This is a genomic window from Marichromatium sp. AB32, assembly GCF_003718675.1.
GTDB lineage: Bacteria > Pseudomonadota > Gammaproteobacteria > Chromatiales > Chromatiaceae > Marichromatium > Marichromatium gracile.
This window is the reverse complement of record NZ_RHFJ01000017.1, coordinates 1-14049: the sequence shown is the minus strand read 5'-3', so window position 1 is coordinate 14049 and position 14049 is coordinate 1. Positions and strand designations below refer to the sequence as shown.

At 68.6% G+C, this 14049-nt stretch carries 12 protein-coding genes; 8 read left to right on the top strand and 4 right to left on the bottom strand.

Going from position 1 to position 14049, the window contains the following annotated elements; genetic code table 11:
- Position 1: 1 nt before the first annotated feature.
- Entirely contained in the window at positions 2 to 1888 is a 1887-nt protein-coding gene (parE, locus tag EBL85_RS07315; protein WP_123142542.1) for a DNA topoisomerase IV subunit B, read from the bottom strand.
- A gap of 120 nt (positions 1889 to 2008) precedes the next feature.
- Between parE and EBL85_RS07310 the strand changes: the two genes are divergently transcribed.
- The 8 genes from EBL85_RS07310 (at position 2009) to EBL85_RS07275 (ending at position 8658) form a co-directional block, all read left to right on the top strand.
- Positions 2009 to 2251 carry an exodeoxyribonuclease VII small subunit gene (locus EBL85_RS07310; protein ID WP_062276649.1) on the top strand — a complete coding sequence of 81 codons (243 nt, stop codon included), beginning with the start codon at positions 2009 to 2011 and terminating at the stop codon, positions 2249 to 2251.
- Complete coding sequence (ispA, locus tag EBL85_RS07305) at positions 2244 to 3143, top strand: (2E,6E)-farnesyl diphosphate synthase (RefSeq protein ID WP_123139798.1); 900 nt, start codon at positions 2244 to 2246, stop codon at positions 3141 to 3143. The genes EBL85_RS07310 and ispA overlap by 8 nt, the downstream gene beginning before the upstream one ends.
- A gap of 127 nt (positions 3144 to 3270) precedes the next feature.
- Entirely contained in the window at positions 3271 to 4119 is an 849-nt protein-coding gene (gene folE2 / locus EBL85_RS07300; protein ID WP_123139799.1) for a GTP cyclohydrolase FolE2, read from the top strand.
- 10 nt (positions 4120 to 4129) lie between these two features.
- Positions 4130 to 4852 (top strand): alpha/beta fold hydrolase, encoded by a 723-nt coding sequence (locus EBL85_RS07295; RefSeq protein WP_123142541.1) that lies wholly within the window; start codon positions 4130 to 4132, stop codon positions 4850 to 4852.
- Positions 4849 to 6051, top strand: a complete 1203-nt coding sequence (locus EBL85_RS07290; protein WP_123142540.1) for a Bcr/CflA family multidrug efflux MFS transporter — start codon at positions 4849 to 4851, stop codon at positions 6049 to 6051. The genes EBL85_RS07295 and EBL85_RS07290 overlap by 4 nt, the downstream gene beginning before the upstream one ends.
- Positions 6048 to 6737 (top strand): Crp/Fnr family transcriptional regulator, encoded by a 690-nt coding sequence (locus EBL85_RS07285; RefSeq protein WP_123139802.1) that lies wholly within the window; start codon positions 6048 to 6050, stop codon positions 6735 to 6737. Before EBL85_RS07290 ends, EBL85_RS07285 begins: the two co-directional genes overlap by 4 nt.
- A 244-nt stretch (positions 6738 to 6981) precedes the next feature.
- A complete protein-coding gene (locus EBL85_RS07280; RefSeq protein WP_062276659.1) occupies positions 6982 to 7167 on the top strand; it encodes a DUF2892 domain-containing protein in 186 nt (61 codons plus the stop codon).
- Positions 7168 to 7392: 225 nt separating this feature from the next.
- Positions 7393 to 8658, top strand: coding sequence for a diguanylate cyclase (locus tag EBL85_RS07275; RefSeq protein WP_165913539.1), 1266 nt, complete (start codon positions 7393 to 7395; stop codon positions 8656 to 8658).
- Here EBL85_RS07275 and EBL85_RS07270 read toward each other — a convergent pair.
- The 3 genes from EBL85_RS07270 to EBL85_RS07260 form a co-directional block, all read right to left on the bottom strand.
- A complete protein-coding gene (locus EBL85_RS07270) occupies positions 8655 to 9764 on the bottom strand; it encodes an osmoprotectant NAGGN system M42 family peptidase (RefSeq protein WP_123142538.1) in 1110 nt (369 codons plus the stop codon). The two genes, EBL85_RS07275 and EBL85_RS07270, sit on opposite strands and share 4 nt — an antisense overlap.
- Positions 9761 to 11509, bottom strand: coding sequence for an N-acetylglutaminylglutamine synthetase (ngg, locus tag EBL85_RS07265; protein ID WP_123139805.1), 1749 nt, complete (start codon positions 11507 to 11509; stop codon positions 9761 to 9763). Before ngg ends, EBL85_RS07270 begins: the two co-directional genes overlap by 4 nt.
- Positions 11510 to 11697: 188 nt before the next feature.
- On the bottom strand, positions 11698 to 13473 hold the full coding sequence (locus EBL85_RS07260; RefSeq protein WP_123139806.1) for an N-acetylglutaminylglutamine amidotransferase: 1776 nt from the start codon (positions 13471 to 13473) through the stop codon (positions 11698 to 11700).
- Positions 13474 to 14049 lie beyond the last annotated feature (576 nt).

The window sequence follows — 14049 nt, the reverse complement described above, 5'->3', positions numbered from 1 at the left end:
ATCAGAGTTCGGCCAGGTCCCCCTTGTGCTGCAGCCAACGGCGCCGGTCGGCGGCGCGACGCTTGGCCAGCAACATGTCGAGCAGCTCGCCGCTGCCATCCTCCGGATCGACGGTGAGCTGAACCAGCCGGCGGGTGTCCGGGGCGATGGTGGTCTCGCGCAGCTGCGCCGGGTTCATCTCGCCGAGTCCCTTGAAGCGCTGCACCCCGACCTTGCCGCGGATGCCCTCGGCGGCGATGCGATCGAGCACGCCGCGCTTCTCGTCCTCGTCGAGGGCGTAGAAGACCTGCTTGCCGACATCGATACGATAGAGCGGCGGCATCGCCACATAGACGTGTCCCTCGACGACCAGACGAGGGAAATGCCGCAGGAAGAGCGCGCACAGCAGGGTGGCGATATGGGCACCGTCGGAGTCGGCGTCGGCGAGGATGCAGATCTTGCCGAAGCGCAGCCGCGAGAGGTCCTCGCTGCCCGGATCGACACCGATGGCCACGGCGATGTCGTGCACCTCCTGCGAGGCAAGCACCTCGGCGGGGTCGACCTCCCAGGTGTTGAGGATCTTGCCGCGCAGCGGCAGGATCGCCTGGAACTCGCGATCGCGCGCCTGCTTGGCCGACCCCCCGGCCGACTCGCCCTCGACCAGGAACAGCTCGCTGCGCTCGGGGTCGGTGGCGGTGCAGTCGGCAAGCTTGCCGGGCAGCGCCGGTCCCTGGGTGACCTTCTTGCGGGTGACGGTGCGCCCGGCGCGCAACCGCGCCTGGGCCGCGCCGATGGCCAACTCGGCGATACGCTCGCCGGACTCGACGTGCTGGTTGAGCCACAGGCTGAAGGCATCCTTGACCACCCCGGAGACGAAGGCTGCGCACTCGCGCGAGGACAGTCGTTCCTTGGTCTGGCCGGAGAACTGGGGGTCGATCAGCTTGACCGAGAGGATATAGGCGATGCGGCTCCAGACATCATCCGGGGTCAGCCGCACGCCGCGCGGGAGCAGGTTGCGGAACTCGCAGAACTCGCGCACCGCCTCGGTCAGCCCGGTGCGCAAGCCATTGACATGGGTGCCACCCTGCAGCGTCGGGATCAGGTTGACATAGCTCTCGGCCACCGGCTCGCCGCCCTCGGGCAGCCACACCAGCGCCCAGCTCGCCGCCTCGTTGGTGCCCTGCATGTCGCCGACGAAGGGCTGCTCGGGGAGGCGCTCGACGCCGCCGAGCGCCTGCAGCAGATAGTCCTTGAGTCCGTCCTGATAGCACCAGCAGTGCTCCTCGTCGGCGGCCTCGTCGCGCAGTCGCACCTCGAGCCCGGGGCAGAGCACCGCCTTGGCGCGCAGCAGATGGATCAGCGCACGCACCGCGATCCTGGGGCTGTCGAAATACTTGGGGTCGGGCCAGAAGCGCAGCCGGGTGCCGGTGTTGTTGCGCCCGACACTGCCGACCACGGTCAGCTCGCTGACCTTCTCGCCGTCGGCGAAGGCCATGTGCGACTCCTGACCGCCACGACGCACCCACACCTCGAGGCGATTCGACAGGGCGTTGACCACCGAGACGCCGACACCATGCAGGCCGCCGGAGAAGCGATAGCTGCCGCTGCCGAACTTGCCCCCGGCATGGAGCTTGGTGAGGATCACCTCGACGCCCGGCTGGCCGAGCTGGGGGTGCAGATCGACCGGCATGCCACGACCGTCGTCGGCGACCTCCAGCGAGCCATCGGCGAACACCACCACTTCGATGCGCCTGGCATGGCCGGCGAGCGCCTCGTCGACGCTGTTGTCGATCACCTCCTGGGCGAGGTGGTTGGGGCGGGTGGTGTCGGTGTACATCCCGGGGCGCTTGCGCACCGGGTCGAGACCGCTGAGGACCTCGATGGCTGAGGCGTCGTAGTTGCCGGTCATGGCCGTGCTGGATCTTCCTGTGGCGGGGTGATGGACGAGAACGAGCGGTGCGCAAGACGCGCTGGTTTGACCACTCAACCGACCTACGGTACCGTACCTGCAAACACCGGTTCAAACCCGATGACGAAAGCCCCCGAGCACTCCCCGCCAACCTTCGAACAGGCACTCGCCGAACTGGAGTCGATCGTCGACGCCCTCGAGCAGGACGAGATGACGCTCGAGCAGTCGCTCGACGCCTTCGAGCGCGGCATCGGCCTCACCCGCACCTGTCAGCAGGCACTGGAGACGGCAGAGCAACGGGTGCGCATCCTCACCGACGCTCGGCCGGACGCCGAGCCAGAAGCCTTCGACACCCATGACTGAGACCAATCTGGACGCCTTCCGCTCGCGCTACCAGGCGCGCGTCGAGAACACGCTCGAGCAACTGCTGCCGAGCACCAGCGTGGAGCCGGCTCGCCTGCACGAGGCCCTGCGCTATACCGTGCTCGGTGGCGGCAAGCGCATCCGCCCGCTGCTGACCTATGCCGCCGGCGAGGCGCTCGCCATCGACCCCGAACTGCTCGACCGGCCGGCCTGCGCGGTGGAGCTGATCCACGCCTACTCGCTGATCCACGACGACCTCCCGGCAATGGACGACGACGACCTGCGTCGCGGCCAGCCGACCTGTCACCGCGCCTACGACGAGGCCACCGCGATCCTCGCCGGCGACGCCCTGCAGACGATCGCCTTCCAGGCCCTGGCCGAGGCCCCGGGGCTCTCCGCCGAGAGTCGGGTGGGCATGGTCACCGCGCTGGCGCGCGCCAGCGGCTCGCGCGGCATGGTCGGCGGTCAGGCGCTCGACCTCGCCGCCGAGGGCGAGGGGACCCAACTCGACGTCGCCATGCTCGAGCACATCCATATCCACAAGACCGGCGCGCTGATCCGCGCCTCGGTACAGATGGCCCTGCTCGCCCGCAGCGACGCCACCGACGACCAGCGCGAGCGGCTCGACCGCTATGCCAAGTGCATCGGTCTGGCCTTCCAGATCCAGGACGACGTGCTCGACGTCGAGGGCGACACCGCGCTCATCGGCAAGACCGCCGGACGCGACCAGGTGCTCGAAAAGGCCACCTATCCGTCGCTGGTCGGGCTCGCCCAGGCCAAGGCGATGGCGCGCGAGCTGACCGACGAGGCACTCTCGGCGATCAGCATCTTCGGCGAGCGCGCCGCTGCGCTCACCGCCATCGCCGAGGGGCTGAGCACCCGCCGCAGCTGAGAACCCCGTCACCGCCCGGGGCCGACCCGGGCGACTGTCGACACCAGACCCATTGTCTTGTCGCCGCAACACCCCCAGGGTTTGCGGCGATATCTCTTTTCCGCCGATCCGTCGAGGAAGCGAACCCATGGAGCATGTGCTCGAGTCCAACCGTTGCAACGCGACCGCCGATATCGCTGACGTCCAGGGGAGCGCCGACACCCGTCGCATCGCCATCGACAAGGTCGGCATCAAGGACATCCGCCACCCGGTGCGGGTGCGCGACCGCAGCGGCAATGAGCAGCATACGGTGGCGACCTTCAACATGTACGTCTACCTGCCGCACGATTTCAAGGGCACGCACATGTCGCGCTTCGTGCAGGTACTCAACAACCATGAGGAAGAGATCGGCGTCGCCTCCTTCAAGGACATGCTCGCCGAGATGTCGACCCGGCTCGAGTCCGAGGCCGGCCACATCGAGATGCGCTTCCCCTTCTTCATGCGCAAGCAGGCCCCCGTCTCCGGGGTGCAGAGCCTGCTCGACTACGAGGTGACGCTGATCGGCGAGATCCGTCACGGCGAGCCGGCGCTGCAGGTCAAGGTGGTGATCCCGGTCACCAGCCTGTGCCCCTGCTCGAAGAAGATCTCGGCCTACGGCGCGCACAACCAGCGCTCGCACGTCACCCTGCAGGTGCGCATGCGCGACTTCATCTGGATCGAGGAGCTGATCGAGATGGTCGAGTCGGAGGCCTCCTCCGAGCTGTTCGGCCTGCTCAAGCGCCCCGACGAGAAGTACGTCACCGAGCACGCCTACGACAACCCCAAGTTCGTCGAGGACATGGTGCGCGACGTTGCCAAGCGGCTCAACGAGGACGATCGCATCCTCTACTACGTGGTCGAGGCGGAGAACTTCGAGTCGATCCATAACCACTCGGCCTACGCCCTGATCGAGCGCGACAAGGAGGCCGAGGCCCGCACCGCCGAGGCCTCGCTCTGACCATCCCGGCGTGAGCGCACCGCGTCGCCTGCTGCTGCACGGTTTCACCGGCACCGCCGCCGACTGGGCGACGCGCTGCGCGCACGACCCCGAGGCGCTGGCCATCGACCTCCCCGGTCACGGCGCCGCCCCGCCCCCACGGGGCGACTTCGCGAGCACCATCGCCGCGCTGCTCGCCCAGCTACCGCCCTCGATCGACGAGCTGATCGGCTACTCGCTCGGCGGCCGGGTCGCACTCGGCCTGCTGCAGGGCGCGCCCGAGCGCTTCCGGCGCGCCACCCTGATCTCCGCCCATCCCGGACTCACCGACCCGGCCGCGCGCGCGCGCCGTCGCGCGGCCGACCGACGCTGGATCGAGCTGCTGCGCACACAGGGCATCGGCGCCTTCGTCGACGCCTGGGAGCAACTGCCGCTGTTCGCCACCCAGACCCGCGCCGCCCCCGCCGCACTCACCCGCCAGCGCGCCCAACGTCTCGCCCAGGACCCCGAGGGCCTGGCCGCCGCGCTCGCCGTGCTCGGGCTCGGCGAGATGCCGCCGACCTGGCGCACCCTCGCCCGTCACCCCGGTCGAGTGCGCTGGATCGTCGGCGCCGACGATGCCAAGTTCCTCGGACTGGCGCGCCGGGTGGCGATGCTGCGCCCGAGGCTCCAGCTCCACGTCATCCCCGGCGCCGGGCACAACCCGCTGATCGAGGCCCCGGCGCGGCTCGACGCATTGCTCGACCCACGATGAACCGCGCCATCGCCCCGACCAGCCCCGCGCTCATCCTGCCCCTGGCGCTGCTCGCGGCGCTGACCCCCTTCGCCATCGACATGTACCTGCCCGGCCTGCCCGAGATCGCCCGCGCGCTCGACGGGCCGATCGAGCTGGCGCAGCTCAGCGTGGCCATCTATCTCGGTGTCTTCGCCCTCGCCCAGCTGGTCATCGGCCCGCTCTCCGACGTGCTCGGCCGACGCCTGACCATCAGCGCCGGGCTGGGGCTGTTCATGACCGCCGCGCTCGGCTGCGCCCTGGCGCCGAGCCTGCCGGTGCTGATCGGCGCGCGCGCCATCCAAGCCCTCGGCGGCGCCGCGGTGGCGGTCACGGTGCCGGCGCTGGTGCGCGATCTCTACGACAAGGAGGACTATGCCCGCGTCATGGCGCTGATCATGCTGGTGATGTCCTTCGCGCCGCTGGTCGCCCCCACCCTGGGCGCACTGGTGATCGGGCTCGGCGGCTGGCGCACGGTGTTCATCGCGCTGCTGGCGATCGGTACGGTGGCGCTGGCGCTGTTTCTCGCGCTCATCCCCGAGACCCTGCACCACCAGCACCGTCATCGTCTCGACCTCGGCCACATCCTGCGCAACTATCTGCGCCTGTTCGGCCACCGCGCCGCGCTCGCCTATCTGCTCGCCGGCGCCAGCAGCTTCTCCGGGATGATGGTGTTCATCGTCGCCTCGCCCTATGTCTATATCGAGTACTACGGGCTCGGCGCCGGCCAGTTCGGCCTGGTGTTCGCCGCCAACGTCGCCCTGACCATGGTGACGGCCACGCTCAACGCCCGACTGATCCCCCGTCTCGGCGCCGACCGTCTGCTCGCCATCGGTCTCGCCACCCAGGCGACGGTGGCGCTCGTGGCCTTGGGGCTGGCGCTCCACGGCGCACCGCCGATCTGGTTGCTGGCACCGACCACCGCGCTCTATCTGGGGATGATGGGACTGGTGCTGGGCAACGCCACCGCCGGCTTCATGAGCTTCTTCCCGCGTCTGGCCGGGACCGCCTCGGCGCTCGCCGGTGCCGCGCGCTTCGGCGCCGGCGCCGCGGTGGCCACGTTGATCAGTCTGGTCCACGACGCCAGCCCGACGCCGCTGCTGCTGGGCATGGCCGGCAGCGGACTGGCGGCACTGTTGTTGTTCCATCTCGTCCGTCCGCGCCACGACGCCCCGTCATGATCCAGGACCCCCAGCAACGGGCTCGACTGCTCGAACACTTCGCCTTCCTGCGCACCGCCGAGCGCGATTTCCGCGAGGCCTTCTTCGACCGCGCCGTCACCGCGCGGCTGCCGGCCGGACACATCATCTGTCACGACGGCGGCAGCTGTGCACAGCTGGCGCTGGCGCTGGCGGGCACGGCGCGGATCTACAAGCTCGGCGAGAACGGTCGCGAGGTCACCCTGTATCGCATCGGGCCGGGCGAGAGCTGCGTGGTCACCGCCGCCTGCATCCTCAGCGCGCGGCCCTTCCCCGCCTTCGCGGTGTGCGAGACGGCGATCGAGGCGGTGGTCGTCGGCGCCGCCGATGTCCGACGCTGGATGGCCGCATCGGCGCCCTGGCGCGAGTTCGTCTTCGGGCTGGTCGCCGAGCGCCTCGGCGAGGTCTTCGGGGTGCTCGACGCGATCCTCTTCAAGCCGCTCGACCAGCGCCTCGCGGCCTTGCTGCTGCATCGCTGGCAGGCCGCCGGACGACCGGCGATGCTGCACACCACCCATCAGGCGCTGGCCGTCGAACTCGGCAGCTCGCGCGAGGTGATCACCCGACTGCTCGGTGAACTCGAGGGCCGCGGCGCGCTGCGTACCGGGCGCGGACGCATCGAGCTGCTCGACCCCGGTCTGCTCGGGGCGCGCGACACGATCGACTGAGGACAGCGGTCTGGACCGCCAGCCGGCAAAACGCGCACAAGTCATGATGACCTGGGTTTGCTCGACGCCGACACGCCAGGACAGGCGCCCCATGGCTCGAGCCCGACCCACGCCTGGGGCGCCGCCTCGACAAGGCCGAGCGACTGCTCGCCACGCCTCTGGCGCTGCTGGGTGACATAGTCACAGAGTGGCGCAGCGCTACGCGTTAACCTCTCGACCATCAACCCATCGACGAGGTAACGACATGACCAAGAACATCGGCTCCACCGACCGCAACATCCGTCTGGCCATCGGCGCAGTACTGCTGCTCTGGGGCCTGATCGCCCAGAACTGGCTCGGCGCCATCGGTCTGGTGCCGCTGGCCACCGCACTGATCGGCTGGTGCCCGGCCTATGTGCCCTTCGGCATCAACACCGCCGCCAAGGACTGATCGTCCGCGACCATATCGGATCGGGGTCACGGCATCAGGCGCCGGTTGGTGCACCTGACCCCGATCTCACGTATCCTTTAGCAGCCAACCCGATCGCACACGATCGGCGGACGCCACGGGAGACGCGAAGGCACCGGCCAGCGCCGGCATCAGGATAGGCCTCTCCCCCCATCCTCGAACCTGGACGCCCGGCCGGACAGCGCCATGCGTCCGAACCGCCCCGTCATGGCCGCACACGACCTACCGAACGGCGACCTCCCCTCCGATGAACTGCTCGCGGTGCTCAACGAGGCCCTGACCAGCGTCATCATCACCAGCGCCGAACTCGACGACGACCACCCCAAGATCCTCTACGTCAACAAGGCCTTCGAGCGCATGACCGGCTATACGCGCGCGGAGCTGATCGGGCGCACACCGCGCATCCTCCAGGGCGAGCGCACCGAGCGCGCGGTCCTCGACCGGCTGCGCCGCAACCTCGAACGGGGCGAGGAGTTTGCCGGCCAGACCGTCAACTATCGCAAGGACGGCACGCCTTACTGGGTCTCCTGGAACATCACCCCGATCCGCAACCCCGACGGCAGCATCCGCTACTTCTTCTCCAACCAGAAGGACGTCACCGAGGAGGTGCGGCTGCGCCAGGCGCTCGAGCGCGAGCGCGCGCTGCTCGCCCAGATCATCGATTGCAACCCGGCGATGATCGGGATCAGCGACGGCCAGCGACTCAGACAGGCCAATGCGGCACTGCGCGAGTATTTCGGCATCCACGACATGGCCGCCTTCCAGCGCGAACGCGGCTGTATCTGTCACTACTTCAAGACGCTCAACGGCCGCCCCTTCACCCCCTCTCCGGCCTGGATCGAGGAGTCGGCGGCGCGCGGACCGGTCAAGCTCCAGGTGGAGTGTCGCGGACGACGCGGCTATCTGCTCGCCGAGTGCCGACGGTTGCCGGATGTCGGTGGTTTCGTGCTCACCCTGCACGACATCACCGACGCCGAACTGGCGCATTGTCGCGCGCTGGAGCAGGCCGAACGCGACCCCTTGACCGGACTGCTCAACCGCCGCGGACTCGACCGGGCGATGGCGCGCACCCGCGGTCGGGCCTGTGAGTACGCGACCGTGTTCATCGATCTCGATCACTTCAAGCGGATCAACGACGAACTCGGGCACGATCGCGGCGATGCGGTACTCCAGGCCGTCGCCAGGGTACTGTGTCAGCACACCCGCAAGAGCGACCTGTGTGCGCGTTGGGGGGGCGAGGAGTTCCTGCTGGTGCTGCCCTACAGCAACCTGAGAGACGGCGAGCGCACCGCCGAGAAGCTACGCCGGGCGATCGCGCGCGAGTCGGCCGTGCCCACCACCGCCAGTCTCGGGGTCAGTCTGGGCCGTCCCGGCGAGCCGCTCGACCAGACACTGGCGCGCGCCGACCAGGCGGTCTATCGCGCCAAGCACAGCGGGCGTAATCGCGTGGCCTGTCTGGCGCCCGAGGACTAGCCCGGCTGGGTCGGGAAGCCGGCGCGCGGCCCCATCTCGTAGCGGTCGCGACTGAACAGCGGCGGTGCCTGCATGTAGACCCCGACCAACCGCGCCAGCGATTCCAGGGCATCGAGATGGATGCGCTCGTAGCCGTGCGAGGCATCGACGCCGAAGGTCACCAGCGCGGTGCGCACGTCGTTGCCGGCCTCGAGCGCGGCGGCGCTGTCGGAGCGGTAGTAGCGGAAGACATCGCGCTGATGGGGGATGGTGAACTCCTGGCAGAGCTGGATGACGCGATGGGTGAGGTGGTAGTCGAAAGGACCGCTCTGGTCGGCCATCGCGATGGTCACCCCGAACTCGCTCGAGTTCTGTCCCGGCGCGGTGGTGCCGTTGTCGATGGTGAGCATCTCGGCGACGTCCTGATGCAACGCCGCCGAGGCGCCGGAGCCGACCTCCTCGGAGATGGTGAACAGCGGATGGCAGTCGACGGGCAGGTCGGGGCGCTCGCGCTGCACCGCCTCGATGGTCGCCAGCAGCACCGCGGCACCGGCCTTGTCGTCGAGATGACGGGCGTTGATGAAGCCGGTGTCGGTGATCTCCGGGCAGGTGTCGATGGCGAGGAAGTCGCCGACGTGCACCCCCAGGCGCAACAGCCCGTGCAGGTCAGAGACCCGTGTGTCGATGCGAAACTCGACGTGATCCCAGCCCCCGGGCTGATTGTCGATCTCGGGACCGAAGGTGTGTCCCGATGCCTTCATCGGCAGGATGGTGCCGCGCAGCTGGCCGGTGTCGGTGAACAGGGTCGCGCGCGCGCCCTCGGCGAAACGCGCGTTCCAGTGCCCAACCGGCACCAGCTGCAAGCGGCCGTTCTCCTTGAGTCCCTTGACCATGGCGCCGAGGGTGTCGATGTGGGCGACCACGGCGCGGTCGGGCTGTGACACCCGCCCTTCCAGGGTGGCGCGGATCGCCCCGCGCCGGGTCAGCTCGAAGGGCACGCCGAGGCGCTCGAGCTCTTCGCACACCAGGTGCACCACCCGATCGGTATAGCCCGAGGGGCTCGGCGTGAACAACAGCTTCAGCAGGATATCGACCAGGTAATTCGAGTCGATGGCGGGTAACTTCAAGGGAACTCCTCCCGGGTCGCGGTCTGCGGGAACAACAGGTCGACGAAGCGCTCGGCGGTCGGCTGCGGCTCGTGGTTGGCCAGGCCCGGACGCTCGTTGGCCTCGATGATCACATACTCGGGCTCGGAAACCGAGGGCACGATGAAGTCGAGTCCGGTCACCGGGATCTCGAGCGCGCGCGCCGCGGCCTCGGCGGCCTCGGCGAGCGCCGGGTGCAGCTCGGCGGTGACATCGTGGATGGTCCCGCCGGTATGCAGGTTGGCGGTCTTGCGCACCTGCAGCATCTGCCCCTCGGGCAGGATGTGCTCGAGCACGAAGCCGGCCTCGCGCACGCAGCGCGAGGTCTCCTCGTCCATCGGGATGTTGCTCTCGCCGCCGGTGGCGGCGCGCCGGCGGCGGCTCTGCGCCTGGATCAGGTCGCGGATACTGTGGCGCCCGGTGCCGACGACGTGCGCCGGACGGCGGATGGCGGCGGCCACCACCTGGTAGTCGATGACGATGATGCGCAGGTCGTGGCCCTGCACGTACTCCTCGAGGATCACCGTCTCGCAGACCCGACGCGCCGCGCCGATCGCCAGCTCCAGCGACTTGGCGTCGCGCACATCGACGCTGATCCCCGCCCCCTGCTCGCCGCGCGCGGGCTTCACCACCAGGCTGCCGAGCCGCGAGAGCAGCGCTTCGGCCTGATCGAGCGCCTGGAAGCGGGCCTGTTCGGGCACCCGCAGCCCGGCATGGCGCAACAGCCGGTGGGTGACCGCCTTGTCGTCGCAGCGGCTCATCGCCACCGCACTGGTCATCTCGCTGAGACTCTCGCGACACACCACCCGACGACCGCCGAGGGTCAGCGCGAAGTAGCCCGCCTCGGCGTCGATCACCTCGACCCCGATGCCGCGACGCCGCGCCTCCTTGACGATGATGGTGGCATAGGGGTTGAGATCGGCCTCGGGCTGACGTCCCATGAACAATGGCTCGTTGAAGGCGTTCTTGTTCTTGACCGCGAACGCCGGGATGCGGCCGAAGCCGAGCTTCTGGTAGAGACGAATGGCGTTGCTGTTGTCGTGGATCACCGAGAGATCGAGGAAGGCGCGACCACGCGCCAGATAATACTCGATGACCTGACGCACCAGCGTCTCGCCGATCCCCGGATAGGGGGCCTGGGCGTCGACGGCCAGCGCCCACAGGCTGGCGCCGTTCTCGGGATCGTCGAAGGCTGCGGCATGGTCGACACCGTTGACCACGCCGAGCAGCGAGCCGTCCTGCTCGTCCTCCGCGACCCAGTAGGTCAGCACCTTGGAGGTGCGGTTCGCCCAGACGAAGTCCGCCCCCGGCGGCACCATGCCGCGACTGATATAGAGCCGCTGGATCGCCTCGGCGTCGGCACGGCAGTTGACCAGGCGGATATGGAACCCCTTGGGGCGGCGCTGGCAGGACTGGTAGCGCTCGAACCACAGCCGGAAGGTGTGCGAGGGGTCGAGGAAGAGGTCCTGCGGCGCCTGCGCCAGCACCACGTGCGGCTCATTGAGATAGAGCGCCACGTCGCGGGTACCGGGGCGCTCCTGCTGGAGCGCGCGCGCGATCTCGGCCGGGTCGCTGAAGGTCTGCCCGAACAACAGCCTGCCCCAGCCGCAGTCGACGCTGGCCGACTGCCCCAGGGTCTGATCGGTCCGTGGTCGGCGGTCCCAGTTCTTGACCGATGGGGCACGGCTGCGCTCGAGACGGTGATGGATGCGCTCTTTCATGGTCATGCTGGCTGTCCTGTCTGCGTCACTGGCATGGATCGGATGACGTCGCTCGGGCGCCAGGGCGAAGTCCGACCGGACGCATCCGACCGAACCCCAGGCCAAGCGCTCGCAGCCGCCGCGAGGCGGGTGCGAGCGCATGATTCAACGCATGCCGGGCGGCCCGGCAGGTCGTTCCCTGACGCCGCCCGCGCTCAGATCCCGTGTTCCTGCAGCCACAGCTCGAGCAGCGCCACCTGCCACAGCTTCGAGCCGCGCAGCGGGGTGATGTGCTCGTCGGGCGCGGCCAGCAGGTGCTCGACATAGTCCGCGCGGAACAGCCCGCGCTCGCGGGCACGCTGCGAGCGCACCAGGTCGGTCACCGTCTCCAGCACCTCCCCGCGCAGATACTTCAGCGCGGGCACCGGGAAATAACCCTTGGGACGATCGATCACCTCGCTGGGGATGATCTTGCGTCCGATCGCCTTGAGCACACCCTTGCCGTCATCGGTGAGCTTGTGCTCGCCGGGCATCCGCGCCGCCAGCTCGACCAGTTCGTGATCGAGGAAGGGCACGCGCGCCTCCAGCCCCCAGGCCATGGTCATGTTGTCGACCCGCTTGACCGGGTCGTCGACCAGCATGATCTGCTGATCGAGTCGCAACGCCTTGTCGAGCGCGTCGCTGGCGCCGGCGCCGGCGAAGTGCGCGGCGATGAAGGCGCGGCTGTGGTCGGCGCCGTGGAAGCGCGGATCGACCGCCTCGCAGAACTCGGCATGGCTACGATCGCAGAAGGCGCGGGCATAGTCACCGACCGGGTCGCTGCTGCCGACCATCGGCGGGTACCAGTGATAACCGGCGAAGACCTCATCGGCCCCCTGCCCGCTCTGCACCACCTTGACGTGCTTGGCCACCTCCTGCGAGAGCAGGTAGAAGCCGATGACATCATGGCTGACCATCGGCTCGGACATCGCCCGCACGCAGTTGGGCAGCTCCGGGAGCAGCCGCGCGGCCGAGTCGACACGGATCTTGTGGTGCGTGGTGCCGTAGTGACGGGCGATGATGTCGGAGTACTGGAACTCATCGCCGGCCTCGCCGCCGACCGACTCGAAGCCGACCGAGAAGGTGTTGAGTCCGCGCTGGCCGTGCTCGGCGAGCAGACCGACGATCAGGCTCGAGTCGAGTCCGCCGGAGAGCAGCACACCGACGTCGACGTCGGCCACCAGGCGGCGCTCGACGGCGGTGCGCAGCGCCGCGAGGACGCGCTCCTGCCAGTCCTCGTAACCGAGTCCGCGCTCCTCGGCCAACGGCTCGAAGCTCGGCGACCAGTAGCAGCGATCGCGCTGACGGCCATCGGGCTCGACGACGCGGATGGTCGCCGGCGCGAGCTTGCGCACCCCGGCGAGCATGGTGTGCGGCGCCGGCACCACCGAGTGGAAGTGCATGTAGTGGTGCAGCGCCACCGGATCGATCTCGGTGTCGACGCCGCCGCCGGCGAGCAGCGCCGGCAGGGTCGAGGCAAAGCGTAGCCCGCCGGCGACCTCGGCGAGATAGAGCGGTTTGATGCCGAGACGATCGCGCGCCAGGGTCAACCGCCCGCTGTCGCGCTCGGCGATGGCGAAGGCGAACATGCCGTGGAAGCGCTCGACACAGGCATCGCCCCAGGCATGAAAGGCCTTGAGCACCACCTCGGTATCGCCCTCGGAGAAGAAGCGATAGCCCTTGGACTCGAGCGCACCGCGCAGCTCGCGATAGTTGTAGATGCATCCGTTGAAGGCGATCGACAGCCCCAGCTCGCTGTCGACCATCGGCTGCGCGGCATGATTGCTCAGATCGATGATCGACAACCGGCGATGGGCGAGCGCCACCCGACCCTGTTGCCAGACCCCATGACCGTCGGGGCCCCGCGGGGTCATGGCCGCATTCATGGCACTCAGGGCGTCAAGGTTCGCCGGGAGGTCGTCGAAGCGGATCTCACCGCAGAAACCACACATAGTCAGGTTCTCCTAGGGATTGGGCGAAGACATCCACGGCAGCCGACCGGGGTCGGACTCGAAACGAGAGGACGGCCAATCCACGAGGGGTGGCTCGCAACGACCAGGGGGGAAGTAGACACATGACCGCTGACTGTCAACGGCTCGTGACCCCGGAACGGACCGCACCGCGAGCGGCGCAGGAGGCGAGGAGACTGGCTGGACCGATCGGCTGAGCACTCATGGCCTTTCGTCCGCAGATCTTTGGATTTTGAGAAGAAACGGACTGTTATGTTAACCGACACCGGATCGTGTTTCCACAAACGCCCCGTGTATGACCCTTACGCGCACCGCCAGACTATTCCGTTCTCCCCCCTCGACCCCCATTGTCCGATCTGAAGCGGGCGCGCCTCAGGCCTCCGTCCGCCCATATCTTCTATATCAGCAATGGACCAGGCATCCAGATGGCAGAACAAGCGAGAGCCCCGAAGATCGTCACCCACAGTCACTACGCCACCAGCTTCGAGGCCGAGTCGGAGGCGGAGGTCTATGACCCGCGCAAGGAGGGGCTGGTGCGCGAGATGCTCGACGCGCTCG

Bases quoted from the DNA above. Each gene is read 5' to 3' on its own strand.
- parE (WP_123142542.1), bottom strand. From the start codon at position 1,888: ATGACCGGCAACTACGACGCCTCAGCCATCGAGGTCCTCAGCGGTCTC.
- EBL85_RS07310 (WP_062276649.1), top strand. From the start codon at position 2,009: ATGACGAAAGCCCCCGAGCACTCCCCGCCAACCTTCGAACAGGCACTC.
- ispA (WP_123139798.1), top strand. From the start codon at position 2,244: ATGACTGAGACCAATCTGGACGCCTTCCGCTCGCGCTACCAGGCGCGC.
- folE2 (WP_123139799.1), top strand. From the start codon at position 3,271: ATGGAGCATGTGCTCGAGTCCAACCGTTGCAACGCGACCGCCGATATC.
- EBL85_RS07290 (WP_123142540.1), top strand. From the start codon at position 4,849: ATGAACCGCGCCATCGCCCCGACCAGCCCCGCGCTCATCCTGCCCCTG.
- EBL85_RS07285 (WP_123139802.1), top strand. From the start codon at position 6,048: ATGATCCAGGACCCCCAGCAACGGGCTCGACTGCTCGAACACTTCGCC.
- EBL85_RS07280 (WP_062276659.1), top strand. From the start codon at position 6,982: ATGACCAAGAACATCGGCTCCACCGACCGCAACATCCGTCTGGCCATC.
- EBL85_RS07275 (WP_165913539.1), top strand. From the start codon at position 7,393: ATGGCCGCACACGACCTACCGAACGGCGACCTCCCCTCCGATGAACTG.
- ngg (WP_123139805.1), bottom strand. From the start codon at position 11,509: ATGACCATGAAAGAGCGCATCCATCACCGTCTCGAGCGCAGCCGTGCC.
- EBL85_RS07260 (WP_123139806.1), bottom strand. From the start codon at position 13,473: ATGTGTGGTTTCTGCGGTGAGATCCGCTTCGACGACCTCCCGGCGAAC.